Source organism: Sphingomonas sp. Root720 (assembly GCF_001428605.1).
In the GTDB taxonomy this organism is placed as follows: Bacteria; Pseudomonadota; Alphaproteobacteria; order Sphingomonadales; family Sphingomonadaceae; genus Rhizorhabdus.
This window is the reverse complement of record NZ_LMID01000013.1, coordinates 499,172-516,589: the sequence shown is the minus strand read 5'-3', so window position 1 is coordinate 516,589 and position 17,418 is coordinate 499,172. Positions and strand designations below refer to the sequence as shown.

8 protein-coding genes and 1 tRNA gene are annotated in these 17,418 nt (G+C 66.7%); 2 read left to right on the top strand and 7 right to left on the bottom strand.

The genetic code is table 11. From position 1 onward, the window contains the following. Positions 1 to 365: 365 nt before the first annotated feature. The 3 genes from ASE22_RS28035 to ASE22_RS28025 form a co-directional block, all read right to left on the bottom strand. Positions 366 to 4,478 (bottom strand): beta strand repeat-containing protein, encoded by a 4,113-nt coding sequence (locus ASE22_RS28035; protein ID WP_443028912.1) that lies wholly within the window; start codon positions 4,476 to 4,478, stop codon positions 366 to 368. Between the two features lie 7 nt (positions 4,479 to 4,485). Beyond that, positions 4,486 to 5,174, bottom strand: a 689-nt coding sequence (locus ASE22_RS28030) for a calcium-binding protein (RefSeq protein ID WP_443028911.1), incomplete at its 3' end; no start/stop codon positions are given. Positions 5,175 to 5,554: 380 nt separating this feature from the next. Next, positions 5,555 to 7,851: beta strand repeat-containing protein (locus ASE22_RS28025; RefSeq protein ID WP_443028910.1), on the bottom strand; the 2,297-nt coding region annotated here is incomplete at its 3' end. Between the two features lie 488 nt (positions 7,852 to 8,339). On the opposite strand from ASE22_RS28025, the gene ASE22_RS19900 reads away from it, so the two are divergent. Beyond that, positions 8,340 to 9,431 (top strand): helix-turn-helix transcriptional regulator, encoded by a 1,092-nt coding sequence (locus ASE22_RS19900; RefSeq protein ID WP_056601480.1) that lies wholly within the window; start codon positions 8,340 to 8,342, stop codon positions 9,429 to 9,431. Between the two features lie 209 nt (positions 9,432 to 9,640). On the opposite strand, the gene ASE22_RS19895 is transcribed toward ASE22_RS19900, so the two are convergent. From ASE22_RS19895 to moaA, 3 genes are all read right to left on the bottom strand, one after another. Beyond that, positions 9,641 to 9,715 (bottom strand) — tRNA-Asn (locus ASE22_RS19895). 120 nt (positions 9,716 to 9,835) lie between these two features. Further along, positions 9,836 to 10,609: an NAD kinase gene (locus ASE22_RS19890; protein WP_056363746.1), complete on the bottom strand. Its 774-nt coding sequence runs from the start codon at positions 10,607 to 10,609 to the stop codon at positions 9,836 to 9,838. Continuing rightward, positions 10,606 to 11,631, bottom strand: a complete 1,026-nt coding sequence (gene moaA / locus ASE22_RS19885; protein ID WP_056363745.1) for a GTP 3',8-cyclase MoaA — start codon at positions 11,629 to 11,631, stop codon at positions 10,606 to 10,608. The genes ASE22_RS19890 and moaA overlap by 4 nt, the downstream gene beginning before the upstream one ends. A gap of 252 nt (positions 11,632 to 11,883) precedes the next feature. Here moaA and ASE22_RS19880 point away from each other — a divergent pair, with 252 nt between their 5' ends. Beyond that, entirely contained in the window at positions 11,884 to 13,839 is a 1,956-nt protein-coding gene (locus ASE22_RS19880) for a putative bifunctional diguanylate cyclase/phosphodiesterase (protein WP_235536304.1), read from the top strand. A gap of 22 nt (positions 13,840 to 13,861) precedes the next feature. Here the strand turns inward: ASE22_RS19880 and mfd are convergent, their stop codons facing one another. Continuing rightward, positions 13,862 to 17,350, bottom strand: a complete 3,489-nt coding sequence (gene mfd / locus ASE22_RS19875; protein WP_056363742.1) for a transcription-repair coupling factor — start codon at positions 17,348 to 17,350, stop codon at positions 13,862 to 13,864. Between the last annotated feature and the right edge of the window lie 68 nt (positions 17,351 to 17,418).

The window sequence follows — 17,418 nt, the reverse complement described above, 5'->3', positions numbered from 1 at the left end:
TGATGCGCCTCTGGCATCGGCCGGGGACGTCAGCGGTGCGCCATCGTCGTTGTCCGATCGCCAATCTCGATCAGGCCGCCCGGTTCGTGCCCGACGACGTAATGGCCGCAAGGGAGGTCGACGGGCCGGTCGTCCTTCATGGCGACGACCATTCCCCTATGGCGGACTCGTCGCGGCAAGGTTCCGGTCGCAGGCGCTGACGACGACGGATTGCGGCGTCGGCCTGCTGCCGGGGGAGTATCCATTGCTCATGGGCCGCCAGGCAGCCTCGACGGCGGGTGGCGGTATCCTATCAAAGCTCTTGGCCCGTCAATTTGTCCTATGCCGACTGCGACCGCGGCCGTTCTCGCCGCGAGACATCTTCGTCAGGCTGCGAAGTCGAGCGCATCAATATCGGCTGCAGTCGTCCCCCGTATCGCTATTGCCGCCGTTATTTGATCGGCCGAGCCCGCCGCATTGTAGAACAGGTAAGTATCGGTCCCCACCTGCAGCGCCGCCACGTCCTGCGTACCCATATGCCCGTTCAACAGCGTTGCGGCGGCTGCCTGCGCCGCCGATACGGAGGCGTAGTTGGTCGCATCGTACAGCACCTCGCCGCTCGAGACCGTGAAACCGAGGTGAATTCGGTCACTGCCCTGCTCGAAGTCGGTGATCGCCGTCCAGGCGCCGACGGTGTCGAGGTTGCCGGCACCCGCGGAAGCGAAATCGAACAGATCCGCTCCCGCCCCGCCCGTCAGTTCGTCGACACCGTCGCCTGCGACCAGGCTATCGTTGCCGAGGTCGCCCAGCAACGTATCGTTGCCGGCATCGCCGGACAGCCGGTCATTGTCCTTGCCGCCGCGCACCATATCGTCGCCGTCGCCACCCGACAGGGTGTCGTTGCCCTGATTGCCGTTCAGATGATCGTTGCCGGTACCGCCCGAGATGTCGTCATTGCCCTCGCTGCCATATAACCGGTCGCGCTCGGCACCGCCGGAGATGGTGTCGTCGCCGCCATTGCCTATCACCACGTCGGTGCCGTCGCCGGCATCGATCAGGTCGTCGCCATCGGCAGCGTTGTCGGCGCCGTTGAGGCTGTTGCCGTAGATGTGGTCGTTGCCCGCACCGCCGGACAGCGTGTCGTTGCCGCCCTCGCCGTCCCCCGACATCATGTAGCCGCCGTAGAGCCAGTCATGGCCGTTGCCGCCGACCAGGCTGTCGTCGCCCGAACCGCCGCCCAGCGAGTCGTCGCCCGCGCCGCCGTCGATGGCGTCCGCCCCTGCGCCGCCGCGGATGCTGTCGGCGCTGCCGTTGCCGATGATCCGGTCGTCGGCAGCCGTGCCCGTGAACGTCGTCTGGCCGGGGGTCAGGCTGGTTGTCACGACGTCGTCGATCGTGGTGATGCTGATCGCGAGCGTCGCGCCGGCGGACCCGCCGCGTCCATCGCCGACCGTATAGGCGAAGCTTTCGGTCAGCGTTTCTCCGGCCGATTGCGCGTCGACGCGATCGCCATCGGCGGCGTAGGACCAGCTGCCATCGGTGTCGATGGTCAGCGTGCCATAAAGGCCCTGCACGACGGTGGCGCCGGTGATTGACTGTCCCGCGACCGAGATCAGCGCCAATATGTCGGGCGCCTCCGGATCGCTCTCGCCCGTGGCGTCGTTGGCCAGCAGATTGCCGGTGACGGTAGCGTCCTCGTCCACCGAAGCGGTGTCGGCTGCGGCCATTGGCGGATTATTCGCTTGAACGGCGGTAACGCCGGTGATGCTTTCGGCATCGGCGACCGCCTGGGTCGTCGCCTGCGTCTGCTCGACGATCGCGGCGAGCACCTCGGGCGTCGCGTCGCCCAGCCCCGCGCCGATCACGTCGGTCAGCACCTGCTGGTCGGTGAGATCCACCGGATCGCCCGCCGCGACGAGCGTGCCCAGCGTGCCCAGCGCCGCCGCCATGTCGCCGTCATTGGCGGCCACGCTGTTGAGCAGTTCCGCCACCGCGACCGCAGCCTTCTGCGCGGCGAGGCCATCGGCATCGGTGGTCGCCGCCCCCACCAGGTCGAGCTTCAGCAGGTCGATTCCGGGATCGATGCCGAAGGCCTGCTTGACCTGCACTTCCGCGTCGCTGGCCGAAGCCCCGCCCGCCACCAGCGTCTCGACCAGCGTCGTCAGCGGGTTGATGACGGTCGATCCGCTCGGTGCCGCGAAGCTGAGCTGATTGGGGAGGTTGGTGTCGATATTTGTGCCGCCAAAGGCGCGCAGGCTGCCAGTTTGGGAAGTGACCAGCGTATAATTGCCGTTGGCGTCGGAGGTCGTGGAATCCTCGCCCAGGTCGAGCTGGCCGTTGCCGTCGACGTCGATATAGACCGTGGCGCCGCTGATATAGCCGTCGGCGATCGTCCCTTGGTTGGCGCCGAGCAGGTCGGTGCCGTTCCAGCTGTAATCGCCATCGGCGAAGGAGAAGACCTCGACGTTCGAAAGCTGGTCGCCGCCGACGAGGACGCTGCCGCTGGAGCCCGCCTCCACGACATAATCGCTTCGGTTGCCGGCAAAGCGAGCGGTATCGGTTCCCGCGCCGCCGTCTATCACGTCGTCGCCGTCGCCGCCGACGATGGTGTCCCCACCGCCGCCGCCGTTCAGCGTGTCGTTACCCGCGCCGCCGGAGATGCTGTCGCCCTGGCTGGTTCCGGTGATTGCCTCCGCGCCGCCCGCGCCATTGACCGCGATGCGGATGCTCGATCCCGCCGCGAAGCTGTAGCCGGATCCGGTGAAGACGTCGTCGGGGGCAAGGCTGACGGTGATGCCGCCCGTTCCGTCGAGGAGCAGGTTCGACGCCATCGCCCCGATCGTGTCGCCCGATATGGTGAGATTGGCGATGCCCTGGCTGGGCGTGCCGGGCGAAGCCGAGGTGAAGGCGGGCTGCAGGTAGATGCCCTCGATCGACTGCACCGTGCCCTGGAAGTCGACGACGCCACCGACCGACAGGATGTCGGTGCCGGTGCCGCCATCGAACAGGCTGCCCGCGCCACTGTTGCCACCGGCGATGACGAGTACGTCGTTGCCGTCATTGCCGTGCAGCACGTTGGTCCCGCCATTGCCGTTGAGCAGGTCGATGCCCGACGCGCCGTTGAGCGTGTCGTTGCCGGCGTTGCCGAACAGAGCCTGGCGGAAGCCGCTGTTGTCTTCGGAGGCGCTGAGCTGATAATTCGCACCATCGGATGCGGAAAGAATGACGGTGTCACCGGGCTTGTAGGCTGATGACGGCGTGGACCAGCCGACCGCGTTGATCGTCGGCATGACGATGTTCGAATCGACACCCATGCCGCCGACTGCCGCGAGTACGAAATTGTCGATGCCCGCACCGCCGGTGATGTGGGCAGGTGCCGAAATGGTGAAGGTGCCGTTCGAATTGACGACATGATAGCCCGTAGCGAGCGTCAGCACCGTGCCGGCGCCCGAATGGAACTCGACGCGTTCGAAACCGGAGAAGGCCTGGCCGGAATACAGAGTGGTCGGGCCGATCGGACCGCGGGGTGCCCCGGCGAGCGTGTGCAGCTCGAGCGTGTCGTCGCCATCGCCACCGCCGTAGCTGCCGCCGTTGGAGATGGCGGCGTCGAGCACGACGCGATCGTTGCCGCTCCCCGCCTGGATGCTGTCGATACCACCCCTGCCATTGATGATATCGGCTCCCGGGGTTCCGGTGATTATGTCGTTGCCGGAGGTGCCGGTCAGTATTCCGGGCTGGATCGCGACAAGCGCGGTGCCGTCCCAACGGAAGTCGCCGTCGGTGAAGCGGAATATCTCGACCTCGGCGATGGTGTCCCCGTCGATGACGACCGCACCATCGGGACCGGCGCTAACGCTGTAACCGGCCTTTTCGCCGGCGAAGACGACGGTGTCGATACCGTCGCCGCCTGCGATCTCGTCGTCGCCGGCGCCGCCGTCGATCACATCGTCGCCGTCGCCACCTCGGATCTCGTCATCCTGCGCGGTACCGACGATATGGTCATCTTCATCGGAGCCGAAAATCTCGACGTCGATGTTAGAGCCGATCTCGAAGACGAGGTCGGAGCCATCGAAATCGTCGCCCGCTTCGACGGTGATGTCGATGTCGCCGGTGCCGCGGATCGATAGCCCGTCGGCGAAGCCGTCGATATGCGCCGTGCTGATCTCCAGCGTGGCGTCTTCCTGGCCCGTCGTGCCTGGCCCGCTACGGGCGAAGCCGGGTAGAAGCTCGATGCCTTCGATCGAGTCGACATTGCCTTCGAACTTCACATGGCCGCCGATGGCGAGATAATCGATGCCGTCGCCGCCGTTGAACTGGCTGCCCGCGAAGGTGAAGTTGGTGGGGCTGTCGGCGCCGACCGGGATATTGTTCACCGCGCCGAGCCGGTCGTTGCCGCCACCGGCGTTGATGACGTTGATGCCGCCGCCGCCGTTGAGGATCTCCACCCCGTCGGTGCCGTTGAGCGTGTCGTTGCCCAGTCCGCCGACGAGCGCCTCTATCCCGACNATGACGTTGATGCCGCCGCCGCCGTTGAGGATCTCCACCCCGTCGGTGCCGTTGAGCGTGTCGTTGCCCAGTCCGCCGACGAGCGCCTCTATCCCGACGTGGCCGGCCGAGGCGTTGAGCGTGTAGCTGGCATTGCCCGTGGCGACGAGGGTCACGGTATCCCCGGGCGCCGTCGTATCGGTCGAGCTGTTCCAGTTCTCGCGGGTGAAGCCGGGCAGGGTGAAGCTGCCGCCGCCGCTCGCGACGGCGATCAGCGCGTCGTTGCCCGCGCTGCCGACAAGGGTCGCGGTGCCGGAAAGCTGCCCCAGGCCGACGATAACGCTCTGGCTTTCCCCCGCGGCTGAATCGAACGCCAGCTTCTCGATCGACGTCAGCGTGGTCGTGCCGATCAAGCCGGTCTGGAAGACGGTGCCGGCCGGACCGTTGACGACGGTGCCCGAGGAGGTTCGCACGAGCAGCGTGTCGATGCCGTCGCCGCCATCGAAAACCTGGCCATTTGCTGTTTGGTCGGCGACGACGAGGACGTCGTCCCCAGCCTCGCCGTAGAGCTCGTCGCGGCCCGCGCCGCCGCTTAGCGTGTCGTTGCCGTCGCCCCCGGAAAGCTCGTCATCCTGCGACGTGCCGATGATCCGGTCCGCTTCGTCGGAACCGAATATTTCAACGTCGACCTCCGAACCGGCCTCGAACACATAGGCCGACCCGTCGAAACCGTCGCCCGTATCGACGCCGATGTCGATATCACCCGTTCCGCGGATCGAGAGGTTCGAAGGCAGCTCGCCCAGGATGGATGTGCTGATCTCCAGCGTGGCGTCTTCCTGGCCCGTCGTGCCCGGCCCGCTACGAGCGAAGCCGGGTAGAAGCTCGATGCCCTCGATCGAGTCGACATTGCCTTCGAACTTCACATGGCCGCCGATGGCCAGATAATCGATGCCGTCGCCGCCGTTGAACTGGCTGCCCGCGAAGGTGAAGCTGGTGGGGCTGTCGGCGCCGACCGGGATATTGTTCACCGCGCCGAGCCGGTCGTTGCCGCCACCGGCGTTGATGACGTTGATGCCGCCGCCGCCGTTGNCTGGTGGGGCTGTCGGCGCCGACCGGGATATTGTTCACCGCGCCGAGCCGGTCGTTGCCGCCACCGGCGTTGATGACGTTGATGCCGCCGCCGCCGTTGAGGATCTCCACCCCGTCGGTGCCGTTGAGCGTGTCGTTGCCCAGTCCGCCGACGAGCGCCTCTATCCCGACATGGCCGGCCGAGGCGTTGAGCGTGTAGCTGGCATTGCCCGTGGCGACGAGGGTCACGGTATCGCCGGGCGCCGTCGTATCGGTCGAGCTGTTCCAGTTCTCGCGCGTGAAGCCGGGCAGGGTAAAGCTGCCGCCGCCGCTCGCAACGGCGATCAGCGCGTCGTTGCCCGCGCTGCCGACGATGGTCGCGGTGCCGGAAAGCTGCCCCAGGCCAACGATGACGCTCTGGCTTTCCCCCGCGGCCGAATCGAATGCCAACTTCTCGATCGACGTCAGCGTGGTCGTGCCGATCAAGCCGGTCTGGAAGACGGTGCCGGCCGGACCGTTGGCGACGGTGCCCGAAGATGTTCGTACGAGCAGCGTGTCGATGCCGTCGCCGCCATCGAAGATTTCCCCCGCTACGATGGTGTCGGCGGCTATCAGCACATCGTCGCCGGCGCCGCCTTCGAGTTCGTCCCGCCCGGCGCCACCGTCGAGCGTGTCGTTGCCGTCATTGCCCGCGATCTCGTCCTCGTCGGCGGTGCCGGTCAGGACGTCATCCAGGCCGGAACCGTCGATGTTGAATTCGATGCCGGCATCCTCGTCGATGACGAAGGCCGAGCCATCGAAGCCGTCGCCGGCCTCCACGATCACAGTGATCTCGCCCTCGCCGCGGATCGCAAGGTTCGCGGGCAGTCCGTTCAGGATCGAGCTGCCTATGGTGAGCGACGCATCGTCGCCATCGCCATCGCCGTTGGGCTGAAGGTCGATGCCTTCGATCGAATCCAGGGTGCCCTGAAAATTGACCTCGCCGCCAATCGACAGCCAGTCGAATCCGTCGCCGCCGTTGAACTGGTTGCCGGTGAAGGTGAATTCGGTCCCGGTGGCATTGGTTGCGACGAGCTTGTCGCCGCCGCCGCCGCCGTTGAGAACGTTAAGCCCGCCGGCCCCGATGAGGATCTCGGCTCCGTCGGTTCCGTTGAGCGTATCGTTGCCCGCGCCGCCGACAAGTGCCTCGATACCGGCGTGGCCGGCCGAGGCGTTGAGCGTGAAATTGCCGGAGCCGCCGGCGACGAGCGTGACGGTGTCGCCGGGGGCGAACAGGTTGCTGGAACTGTTCCAGCCATCGCCACGCACGAACGGCGCCAGCGTGTAGGTGCCTGCCGTCCCGGCCGCCACGATCAGGCTGTCATCGCCATCGCCGCCGTTCAGCGTGGCGGTGGGCGACAGTCCGGCGCCGATCTGCCCGACCGTCACGATCACGCGCAGGGCGACGCCCTCGCCGGAATCCAGCTCCAGCCGCTCGATCGAGTTGAGCCCGATACCGGCCAGGTTGACCTGGACCACCGAGCCAGCCGAATCCGGGACTATCGTGCCGGCAGCGGTGCCGATCTCGATGGTGTCGATGCCTTCGCCGCCGTTGATCTGGGAACCGTTCCCGATCGGTTCGTCGATGTCGATCAAATCGTCGCCGCCGCCGGCGTTGATCGTATCGACACCGCCGCCGCCGATCAGGATTTCGATCCCGTCGCTGCCGTTAAGAACGTCGTTGCCCGCGGCGCCGACCAGCGCCTCGACGCCCGTGTGACCTGCCGAAGCGTTGAGCGTATGATTTCCGCCGCCATTCGCGACGAGCGCGACCACATCGCCTGGTTCCTGGGCGTTGTCGCTGTCATTCCAATCGCTCTTGGCGAAGGCGGACAGCGTATAGGTGCCCGGCGCCAACGCAAGGACGATCAGGGCATCGTCGCCCGCGCCGCCAACGAGTTCCGCGGTCGCCGATATGCCGTCACCGATCTGATAGCCAGCGACGATGACCTGAAATGCGTCTCCGGCCTGGCTGCCGAAAGCGATCCGCTCGATCGACGTGAGGGACGAACCCGCGAGGGCCGCGATCCTGACGTCGTCGTCCAGAGAAGTGGCCGACCTGTCGATCCGCAGCGTGTCGGTGCCATCGCCTCCGTCGAAAGCCTCGCCATTTTCCGGCGCGTTCCCGACGATCAAGAGATCGTCGCCATTGCCGCCCTCGAGCGTGTCGGCGCCCGCGCCGCCGTTCAGAGTGTCGTTGCCGTCCAGCCCCTGCACAAGATCGGCGGTGACATCGCCCACAAGATCGTCCGGATTAGCGGTTCCTACGAAATCGGCCATTTTAGTCACCCCCTGAAGTCTTGAAGCTGTTTGCTTCGACACAACGATGCCGCCCGAGCATGTGGTCTCGAAGCCTTTGCAGACTCGCAATGTGCGCCGGACGCCCCCGGGCTATAGGGTCACGGTAAAAGCAGTGGTGATTCGCGCATCACCCGTTTGGGGGAGGCGGAGCCGGGAGCCCGTGTTGCAATAGCTGCAGGGCCGGCGCCCATGTCCCCTTCCAAGATGCGCGACCCCGACAGAGCCGAGGTTGGCCCGAATGTCGCTCGTCAGCGCCGTCGATGCGCCAGTATTCCGGCCATTTTTGTTTGGGCGCGATTGCAATGCCATTTGAGAACAAGCCGGCATTCGGGTGGCGTACCCGCTTGAATCGGACGTCGACTTCCGAACTGGGTAATAATTGCCTATCTTGGTGTCGAGCTCGCCAACTTATACGCGGAGTAGGGCTGAGCGGCGGGGGGAGCCGCCGGATAGGGGAGGGGCTGGCGTTGTACGACGAGACACTCGTTGATGCGATCTACGAGGCGGGGGCCATGCCGGAGCTGTGGCCGGTCGTGCTCGATAGGCTCGCGATCCTGATGCGCGCACGCGGCGGAAATATTATCTATGCGCGACCCGGCGGACAGGAAATGCGCGCCAGCTCCCAGGGGATCGAGCAGGTCACGCTGGAATTCGAGGCTCAGGGTTGGGGTGCTCGCAATTCGCGTCTGGATCGTTATCTCGCCCGACCGCCGCATGCTGGCTTCCTCACCGACAGCGACCTGCATAGTGAGGAAGAACTGCGCACTTTGCCCATCTACGCGGAGTTTCTGATCCCGCATGGCGCTGCCGCCGGCGCGGCGACGCTCATCCGGGGCGCGGCGGACGATACGCTGGCCATCACCATAGAGGGGTTTGAGAGCCATGCCGGCTCGCGCGAGGCGGTACCGGCCCTCGACAACCTCCGGCCGCATCTGGCCCGGGCCGCGATGCTGAGCGGCAGGCTGGCCATGGAGCGGGTGCGGGCCGCCGTGGAGGCGCTTGCGATGATCGGGACGCCGGCAGCGATGCTGGATATCCAGGGTCGGCTCTTGATCGCAAACGAACTGTTCGAACCGGCGATCGGCAAATCCATATTCGATTTGCGGTCCCGTTTGAAGTTTAGCGACGCTCGGTCCGACAAGAGGTTCGGCGAAGCGCTTGCGCGATTGCTCGCGAACCATGAGGGCAGTTCGATAGCCATCGATCTGGGAAACCAACGGGTGGCAATGCATCTGTTGCCGGTACGCGGAAGCGCGAAGGACATCTTCTCTTCGGCGGCAGGCCTGCTCGTCCTTTCCGATGTCGCAGACGGCCGGCTGCCTCAGCAGGATCTGCTCCAGGCGCTTTTCGATCTTACCCCCTCCGAAGCGCGGATCGCGCGCGAAATTGCGCAAGGCGGCGGCGTCACGGCGGTTGCGATGGCGATAGGGCTGTCGCGGGAAACGGTCCGGTCACACCTCAAGGCGATTTTCGAGAAGACCAACACGAGACGCCAAAGCGAGCTCACCAAGCTGCTGCCAAGCTATGGTCTGCCCGCTCTGGTGAGCCGAAGCGACTGACGACCATCCTCGAAGGATCGTGGCCGGCAGGATGGTCGGTCCGCAAGCTGATGCGAACCTCCGATCTTCCGATGGACGGAAGCTGCAAAGGCACATGCTCGGCTCTCCGTCCGACAGGCACGAAATGCCTGGCGCAAACCTACAGAAAATAGGGGGAATCTTCGCTTTGGGACGGCAGTCTCGGACTGGCCGTCATGCCGCGAGAAAAATGGCTCCCCGGGCCTGATTCGAACAGGCGACCATTCGATTAACAGTCGAACGCTCTACCGCTGAGCTACCGGGGATCATTTCCGCTTCAAGCGAGGCGCGCCTATAGCAGCGGCTTCTCGAACCTTGCAAGCCTTTAGAAGCCGTTCGGCGAAACTTCTCGCATCGCGGTGGTAAACGCCCGGAAATAGGGCGGTTCAGACCGCGAATTGCTCCATCGTGATGCGGTCGTCCAAGGCATGTTCGGGGTCGAACAGGAGGGTCAGCGGACTGGTCTTGTCGATGCCGACCTTGATCAACGAGACGTCGCGGACCTCGCGCTGGTCGGCCACGGCGCTGACCGGACGTTTAACCGCGTCGAGGACGCGGAAGGAGATCGAGTTCTTGTTGGGGAGGATCGCCCCCCGCCAGCGGCGCGGACGGAACGGGCTGATCGGGGTCAGCGCCAGCAGCGACGATTCGAGCGGCAGGATCGGCCCCTGTGCCGACAGGTTGTACGCGGTCGATCCGGCCGGAGTCGACACCAGCACCCCATCGCAGACCAGTTCGGGCAGAACGACACGGCCATCGACCAGCACCTCGATCTTTGCCGTCTCGCGCGTTTCGCGGAGCAGGGAAACCTCGTTGATCGCGGGCACCGAATGGCGCTGCCCCTCGACCGTCTCGACATCCATCCGCAGCGGCAGCACGGTGATCGCCCGGGCCTGCTGCAGCCGCAGTTCGAGCAGGTCAGGCTTCCAGTCGTTCATCAGGAAACCGACCGTGCCCAGGTTCATCCCGAACACCGGCAGGATGCGGTGCCGGTCGAGCATGGCGTGCAGGGTGCGCAGCATGAAGCCGTCGCCGCCGAGCGCGACGATCAGGTCGGCCTTCTCGAGCGGATGCCATTCATACATGGCGCGCAGCTGGTTGACCGCCTCCTGGGCGGCCGGTGTCGGGGACGCGACGAGCGCCATCCGCTTTTCGGTCATCCGCCGGTGACGCTCATATGTCGGGAAACGCTGGGCGCCGCGCCGGGGGTGTCGATCCGGAAGTCGTGACGTTCGGGCTTCAGCCGCATCGCCCGGTCGAGCAGGCGGTCGAGCTCGTCGGCATCGCCCTCGCGCAGCGCCTTGCGCAGGTCGAGCCGATCGTCATGGCCGAGGCACATGTAGATCTGTCCGGTCGCGGTCACCCGGACGCGGTTGCAGCCATCGCAGAAATTGTTGGTCAGCGGCGTGATCAGGCCGATCCGCGCATCGAGTTCCTCGACGCGGAAATAGCGGGCCGGGCCGCCCGTCCGATAGTCGAGCGGGCTGAGCGTATAGCGCTCCTCGAGCCGGCGGCGAACGCCGTCGAGCGGCAGGTAGCGATCGGTGCGGTCGTCCTCGATCTCGCCCAGCGGCATCGTCTCGATCAGGGTCAGGTCATGGCCCTGCGCCGCGCACCAGCGCAGCGCCGGCTCGATCTCGTCCTCGTTGAGGCCCTTGAGCGCGACCATGTTGATCTTGACGGCGATCCCCGCCTCGCGAGCCGCGGCGATGCCGTCGAGGACGACGGCCAGGTCGCCGCCGCGGGTGATGAAACCGAAGCGCTCCGGGTCGAGGCTGTCGACGCTCACGTTGATCCGGCGGACGCCGGCTTCGGCCAGCGCCGGCGCATGCTTGCGCAGCTGGCTGGCATTGGTCGTGACGGTCAGCTCGTCGAGCCCGTCGCCGACGCGGCGGCCGATCAGCCGGACGAGCTCGTCGATCCCCCGCCGCACCAGCGGCTCGCCGCCGGTCAGCCGGATCTTGCGGATGCCGCGCCCGATGAAGGCGTCGGCGAGCGCCGACAGTTCCTCGATCGTCAATATCTCGCGCTTGGGCAGGAACTGCATCTTCTCGGCCATGCAGTAGCGGCAGCGGAAGTCGCAACGGTCAGTGACCGACAGGCGCAAATAGGTGATCCGCCGGCCGAACGCGTCGGCCAGGCCCCTTGCACCCTTGTTCTCCGGCTTTTCCATGGCTGCCATGAACCTATCCTAGCAGCCTGAGTGCGCCAAGCATAGGAAGCTGTGGATCGATTGTGGGTCGATCGGTTCCACGGTGCTTTGCGGATTGGCGAGCGTCCCGTGATACGGTAACGCTTCGCAATGAAGAAGGATGCGGGCTCACATGGAGCAGCGGCCGACGGCGCCGCCGCAGGGGCGAAACTGCCTCTTTTCCTGCTATCCTTTCGACATCGCAATGAATTGACGCCGACGATCGAACGGACGGGTCGGCAGGTGATCGCCGCACGCCGGGCCGAGGCTGCCGGTCGGCGCTTCGTAGCCTCTGGCGCGACGATCGCGGTGATCGATGCGCGCGATGCGGCGGATGAGGCCATCGAAGCCTGTACGGCGATGGCGGCGGCCGTCGGATCGGCGGGGTCGGCCCTGCTCGTGATCGTCGGCGACCTCGCCGACCTCGACCGGTATCTTGAAGCGGGGGCGACCCATTATCTGGTTGCACCCTTCGGCGAGGCGGAGGTGCGCGTCGCGCTCGCCTTCGCCGATCGCCATGCCGAGCGGATGGCCGGCGGCGGCCGGGCAGCGTCGGTCCGCGCCTCGTTGCGCCTGTCGGAATCGGAGGCCTGGATCTGGAAGCCGGGCGACCGGATGGTGACGCTCAGCCCGGCGCTCGCCGACCGCATCGGCGCGGTCGGCGAGACGGTGCCGATGTCGATGCTGTTCCGCTTGATGGACCGCGACAGCCGCCGGCTGGCGCGCGAGGCGATCGACCGGCTGCTGTCGACCGGCCGATCGACCGCCTTCGCCCATCGCAGCCGCGCCCTGGGCGACCGGCTGGCGCATCATATCTCCTACGACGAGGTGCGGCGCGCGGTCGTCGCCTGGGTGGAGGTCAACCGTCAGGACAACGATCCGACCGGGGAGCATGGCGACGCCCTTACCGGGCTGCCGACGGCCGACCGGATCCGCCAGTGGGTCGAGGGGCGGCTGGCCGACGAGCAGCTGACCGAACCGCGTTGCGTCCTGCTGATGCTCGGCATCATGCGCTTCGGGCTGGTCAACGCCGCCTTCGGCCGTCCGACCGGCGATGCGGTGCTGCAGGGCGTCGCGCGGCGGATCGAGCGCGTGATCGACCGGATCGGCCTCGACAATACGATGATTGCGCGGACCGCCGGATCGGAGTTCGCCATCGCGCTCGGCGCGCCGGTGACCGCCGACACGGCCGAGCTGATCGCCAACCGGCTGGTCGAAAGCGTTGCCTGGCCGTTCGTGTCCGGAGATTCGCTCATCCCGCTGTCCTGCCGGGTCGGCATCGCCGCGATCGACGGCGATGCGCGGCGGGACGCGGGCACGCTGTTCCAGCGCGCGGCGGCGGCGCTCGCGGCGGCGAAGCATGGCGATACGGGCCTGGTCCGCGCGCTCGACGCCGACAGCGAGGCCGAGGCGCATCGCCGCAACCAGCTCGAGATCGACTTGCGCCGCGCGCTCGACCACGACCAGATCGACATTCTGTTCCAGCCGCAGGTCGACATCCGGTCGAGCCAGATCGTGGGGGTCGAGGCACTCGCCCGCTGGCGCCATCCACAACTGGGCGAACTTGGCGCCATTCCGCTGTTCGCGACCGCCGCCCGTTCGGACTTCGTCGTCCAGCTGTCGACCTATGTGCAGCGGCGCGCGGTCGAGGCGGCGGCGAGCTGGCCGGCGCATATGGGCAATCTGCGGCTGTCGGTGAACGTCACCGCCGCCGATATCGCCCGGCCCAATTTCGTCGACGATTTCCTCGCCATGGTCGACGATGCCGGCTTCCCGCGCGACCGGCTGACCGTCGAGGTCACGGAAAGCGGGCTCATCGCCGATCTGGTCGGTGCCGCCGGGCTCCTCTCCCAGCTACGGCGCGCCGGGCTGCGGGTGGCGATCGACGATTTCGGCACCGGCTATTCGAGCCTCGCCTATCTCAAGGCGCTGCCGCTCGATTATCTCAAGATCGACAAGACCCTTGCCGAGGACATCACCGGATCGACCCGCGACCGGATCGTCGTGCGGGGGGTGATCGACATGGCTCGCTCGCTCGGCCTCGCCGTCATCACCGAGGGGGTCGAGACCAAGGCCCAGCTCGCGCTGCTCGCGCGCGAGGGTTGCGATTATTATCAGGGCTATCTCTGTTCGCCACCGATCGACAGCGGAACGCTGGAGGCGATGATCGTCGACAAGGCGATGAGCACGGCGGAGTGATCCGGGCCGGAGCGCGCTTCCGCTAACCGACGATCTTCGCCAGACCTCGCGACAACTGCAGCGCCCCGTGCAGCCGGTGCGATGGATCCGGCCAGTGGCGGGTGATCACCAGCTTGCTGTCGGGGCGCAGGCGGGCGCTGTCCTTGAGCCGGTCGACATAGGCCAGCAGTCCCGGAAGGTCGGGGAAATTGTCCTCGTGGAAGGTCACCAGCGCGCCGCGCGGGCCGGTGTCGATCTTGGCGACGCAGGCCTTGCGGCAATTGAGCTTGATCTCGATCACCGTCAGCAGGTTCTGGGTCGCGGCCGGAAGCTTGCCGAAGCGGTCGATCAGCTCGGCGGCGAAGGCCTCGATCTCGGCGCGGGTCTCGACCTCGTTCATGCGGCGGTAGAGGCCCATGCGCAGGTCGAGGTCGGGAACATAGTTCTCCGGGATCAGGATCGGCGCGTCGACGTTGATCTGGGGCGAGAAACTCTCGCGCTTCAAGGGGGCGAGCCCGCCGGCCTTGGCTTCGAGGATCGCCTCCTCCAGCATCGACTGGTAGAGTTCGAAGCCGACCTCCTTGATATGGCCCGACTGCTCGTCGCCGAGCAGATTGCCCGCGCCGCGGATGTCGAGGTCGTGGCTGGCGATCTGGAAGCCCGCGCCGAGGGTGTCGATGTTCTGGAGAATGTGGAGCCGCTTCTCGGCGGTCTCGGTCAGTCCCTTGTCGCCGGTGGTCAGATAGGCATAGGCGCGCGTCTTCGACCGGCCGACCCGCCCGCGCAGCTGGTAGAGCTGGGCCAGGCCGAACCGATCGGCGCGGTTGATGATCAGTGTGTTGGCCGACGGTATGTCGAGCCCGCTTTCGATGATCGTGGTCGACACGAGGATGTCGAACTTCTTGTCGTAGAAGGCCGACATCCGCTCCTCGACCTCGCTCGCGGCCATTTGGCCGTGGGCGACGACATAGGAAACCTCGGGGACCTCCTTGCGCAGATATTCCTCGATGTCGGGCAGGTCCTTGATGCGCGGCGTGACGAGGAAGCTCTGCCCGCCGCGATAATGTTCGCGCAGCAGCGCCTCGCGGATCACGACGCCGTCCCAGGGCGCGACATAGGTACGCACTGCGAGACGATCGACCGGCGGGGTCTGGATCACGCTCAGTTCGCGCAGGCCCGACATCGCCATCTGCAGGGTGCGCGGGATCGGCGTCGCCGTCAGCGTGAGCATGTGGACGTCGGTCTTGAGCGCCTTCAGCCGTTCCTTGTGGGTGACGCCGAACCGCTGCTCCTCGTCGACGATGACGAGGCCGAGCCGTTTGAACTCGATCCCCTTGGCGAGCAGGGCATGGGTGCCGATGACGATGTCGATCGATCCGTCGGCCATCCCGTCCTTGGTCCGCTTGGCCTCGCCCGACGTGACGAGCCGCGAGAGATGGCCGATATTGACCGGCATGCCGTGGAAGCGGTCGACGAAGTTGCGGTAATGCTGGCGCGCGAGCAGCGTGGTCGGACAGATCAATGCCACCTGCATGCCCCCCATCGCCGCGACGAAGGCGGCGCGCAGCGCGACCTCGGTCTTCCCGAAGCCGACGTCGCCGCAGATCAGCCGGTCCATCGGCTTGCCCGCCGCCAGGTCCTCGATCACGTCGGCGATCGCGCGGTCCTGGTCCTCGGTCTCCTGATAGGGGAAGCGGTCGACGAACTCGTTGTAGCCGCTCCCGGGCTCGATCGCCTCGGCGGGGCGGAGCGCGCGCTCGGCGGCGGTCTTGATCAGCTCGCCTGCGATCTCGCGGATCCGCTCCTTCATCCGCGCCTTGCGAGCCTGCCAGGCGACCCCGCCCAGCTTGTCGAGCTGGACCCCCTCATTCTCGGCGCCGTAGCGGCTGAGCACGTCGATATTCTCGACGGGCACGTAGAGCTTGTCGCCGCCGGCATAGCTCAGCGCGACGCAGTCGTGCGGCGCCTTGGCGACCGGGATCGAGGTCAGCCCCTCATAGCGGCCGATGCCATGGTCCATGTGGACGACGAGGTCGCCGGGGCTGAGCGTCGCCAGTTCGGCAAGGAAGGCGTCTGCGGACTTCTTGCGCTTCTGCCGTCGGACGAGCCGGTCGCCGAGCATGTCCTGCTCGGTCAGCAGCGCGATGTCGCCGCTGGTGAAGCCATGGTCGAGCGGCAGCACGGCGAGCGCGACCCGAGCCATGCCGGATCCCAGCGATTTGCCGGATGCGGGCTGGGCGATCGCCGCCTGCCAGTCGTCGACCAGATCGACCCGGTCGAGACCGTGCTCCTGCAGCAGCCCCGCGAAGCGGTCGCGCGAGCCCGCCGAATAGTTGGCGAGCACAACACGCTTGCCCGCCTTGCCGAGCGCTTCGGCGTGCTCGACGACGGCGTCGTAGATGTTGACGCCCTGGTTGCGCTCGGGCGCGAAGTCGCGGGCGCCGTCCACGCCCAGGTCGATCACCCGCGCGCTTTCGGGCTCGGCGAAGGGGGTGACGAGGTGGATCGGCCGGTCGGCGATCGCCGCCTGCCATTCCCCGGCGCCCAGATAGAGCTCGTCGGGTTCGAGCGGACGATAGCTGCCCGGATCGCTGCTCCGCGCGCGGACCCGGTTGGCGTGATAGTCGCCGATCGCCTCGAAGCGGGCCTCGGCCGCCTTGATCGACCCCGCCTCGCGGACGATCAGGTCGTCGGGCGAGAGATGGTCGAACAGTGTCTCCAGCCGTTCCTCGAACAGCGGCAGCCAATGGTCCATGCCGGCGAGGCGGCGGCCGTCCGACACGGCCTGGTAGATCGGATCGCCCGTCGCGGCGGCGCCGAAACGCTCGCGGTAGCGGCCCCTGAAGCGCTTGATCGTCTCCTCGTCGAGCAGGGCTTCGGAGGCAGGCAGCAGCGTGAAGCCGTCGATCGGGCCGATCGTGCGCTGGTCGGTGGCGTCGAACTGGCGGACGCTCTCGATCTCGTCGCCGAAGAAGTCGAGGCGCAGCGCGTGAGGCTCGCCCGATGGGAACAGGTCGACAAGGCCGCCGCGCACCGCATATTCGCCATGGTCGGTAACGGTGTCGGTGCGGAGATAGCCGTTGGCCTGCAGCAGCGCTGCAAGCTTGTCGCGGTCGATCCGCTCGCCGGGGGCGAGCCGCGCGACGAGCTGGCGGATGCGGAAGGGGGTGAGTACCCGCTGGGTGACGGCGTTGACCGTGGTCGCGACCAGCGTCGGTCCGAGGGGTTTCGCCTGGAGTGCGTGGAGCGCCGCGAGCCGTTCGCTCGTCGCGCGGAGCGCCGGGCTGGCGCGATCATAGGGCAGGCAGTCCCACGCCGGAAACATCAGCACCGACAGCTCGGGCAGGAAATAACGCGCGGCGTCCGCCACCGCCTGCATCGCCTGGTCGTCGGCCGCGACGAAGACGACCCGGCCGTCCTTCGCAGCCACAGCGCGGGCAAGGTCGGCGAGCAGCCATGGCTGAAACCCCGACGGTGCGCGCGACAGGGTCAGGGCCTCGGAGGCCTTCAGGATGCGGGGGAGGTCGATCATGCTTTTCTGGTCTCGTCGTCCTGACGAACGTCAGGATCCATTGCCGCTAGGTTCGGAACTGGGGACGG

Coding starts and splice junctions, on each gene's coding strand:
- moaA (WP_056363745.1), bottom strand. CDS start 11,631: ATGGCAGCCATGGAAAAGCCGGAGAACAAGGGTGCAAGGGGCCTGGCC.
- mfd (WP_056363742.1), bottom strand. CDS start 17,350: ATGATCGACCTCCCCCGCATCCTGAAGGCCTCCGAGGCCCTGACCCTG.
- ASE22_RS19890 (WP_056363746.1), bottom strand. CDS start 10,609: ATGACCGAAAAGCGGATGGCGCTCGTCGCGTCCCCGACACCGGCCGCC.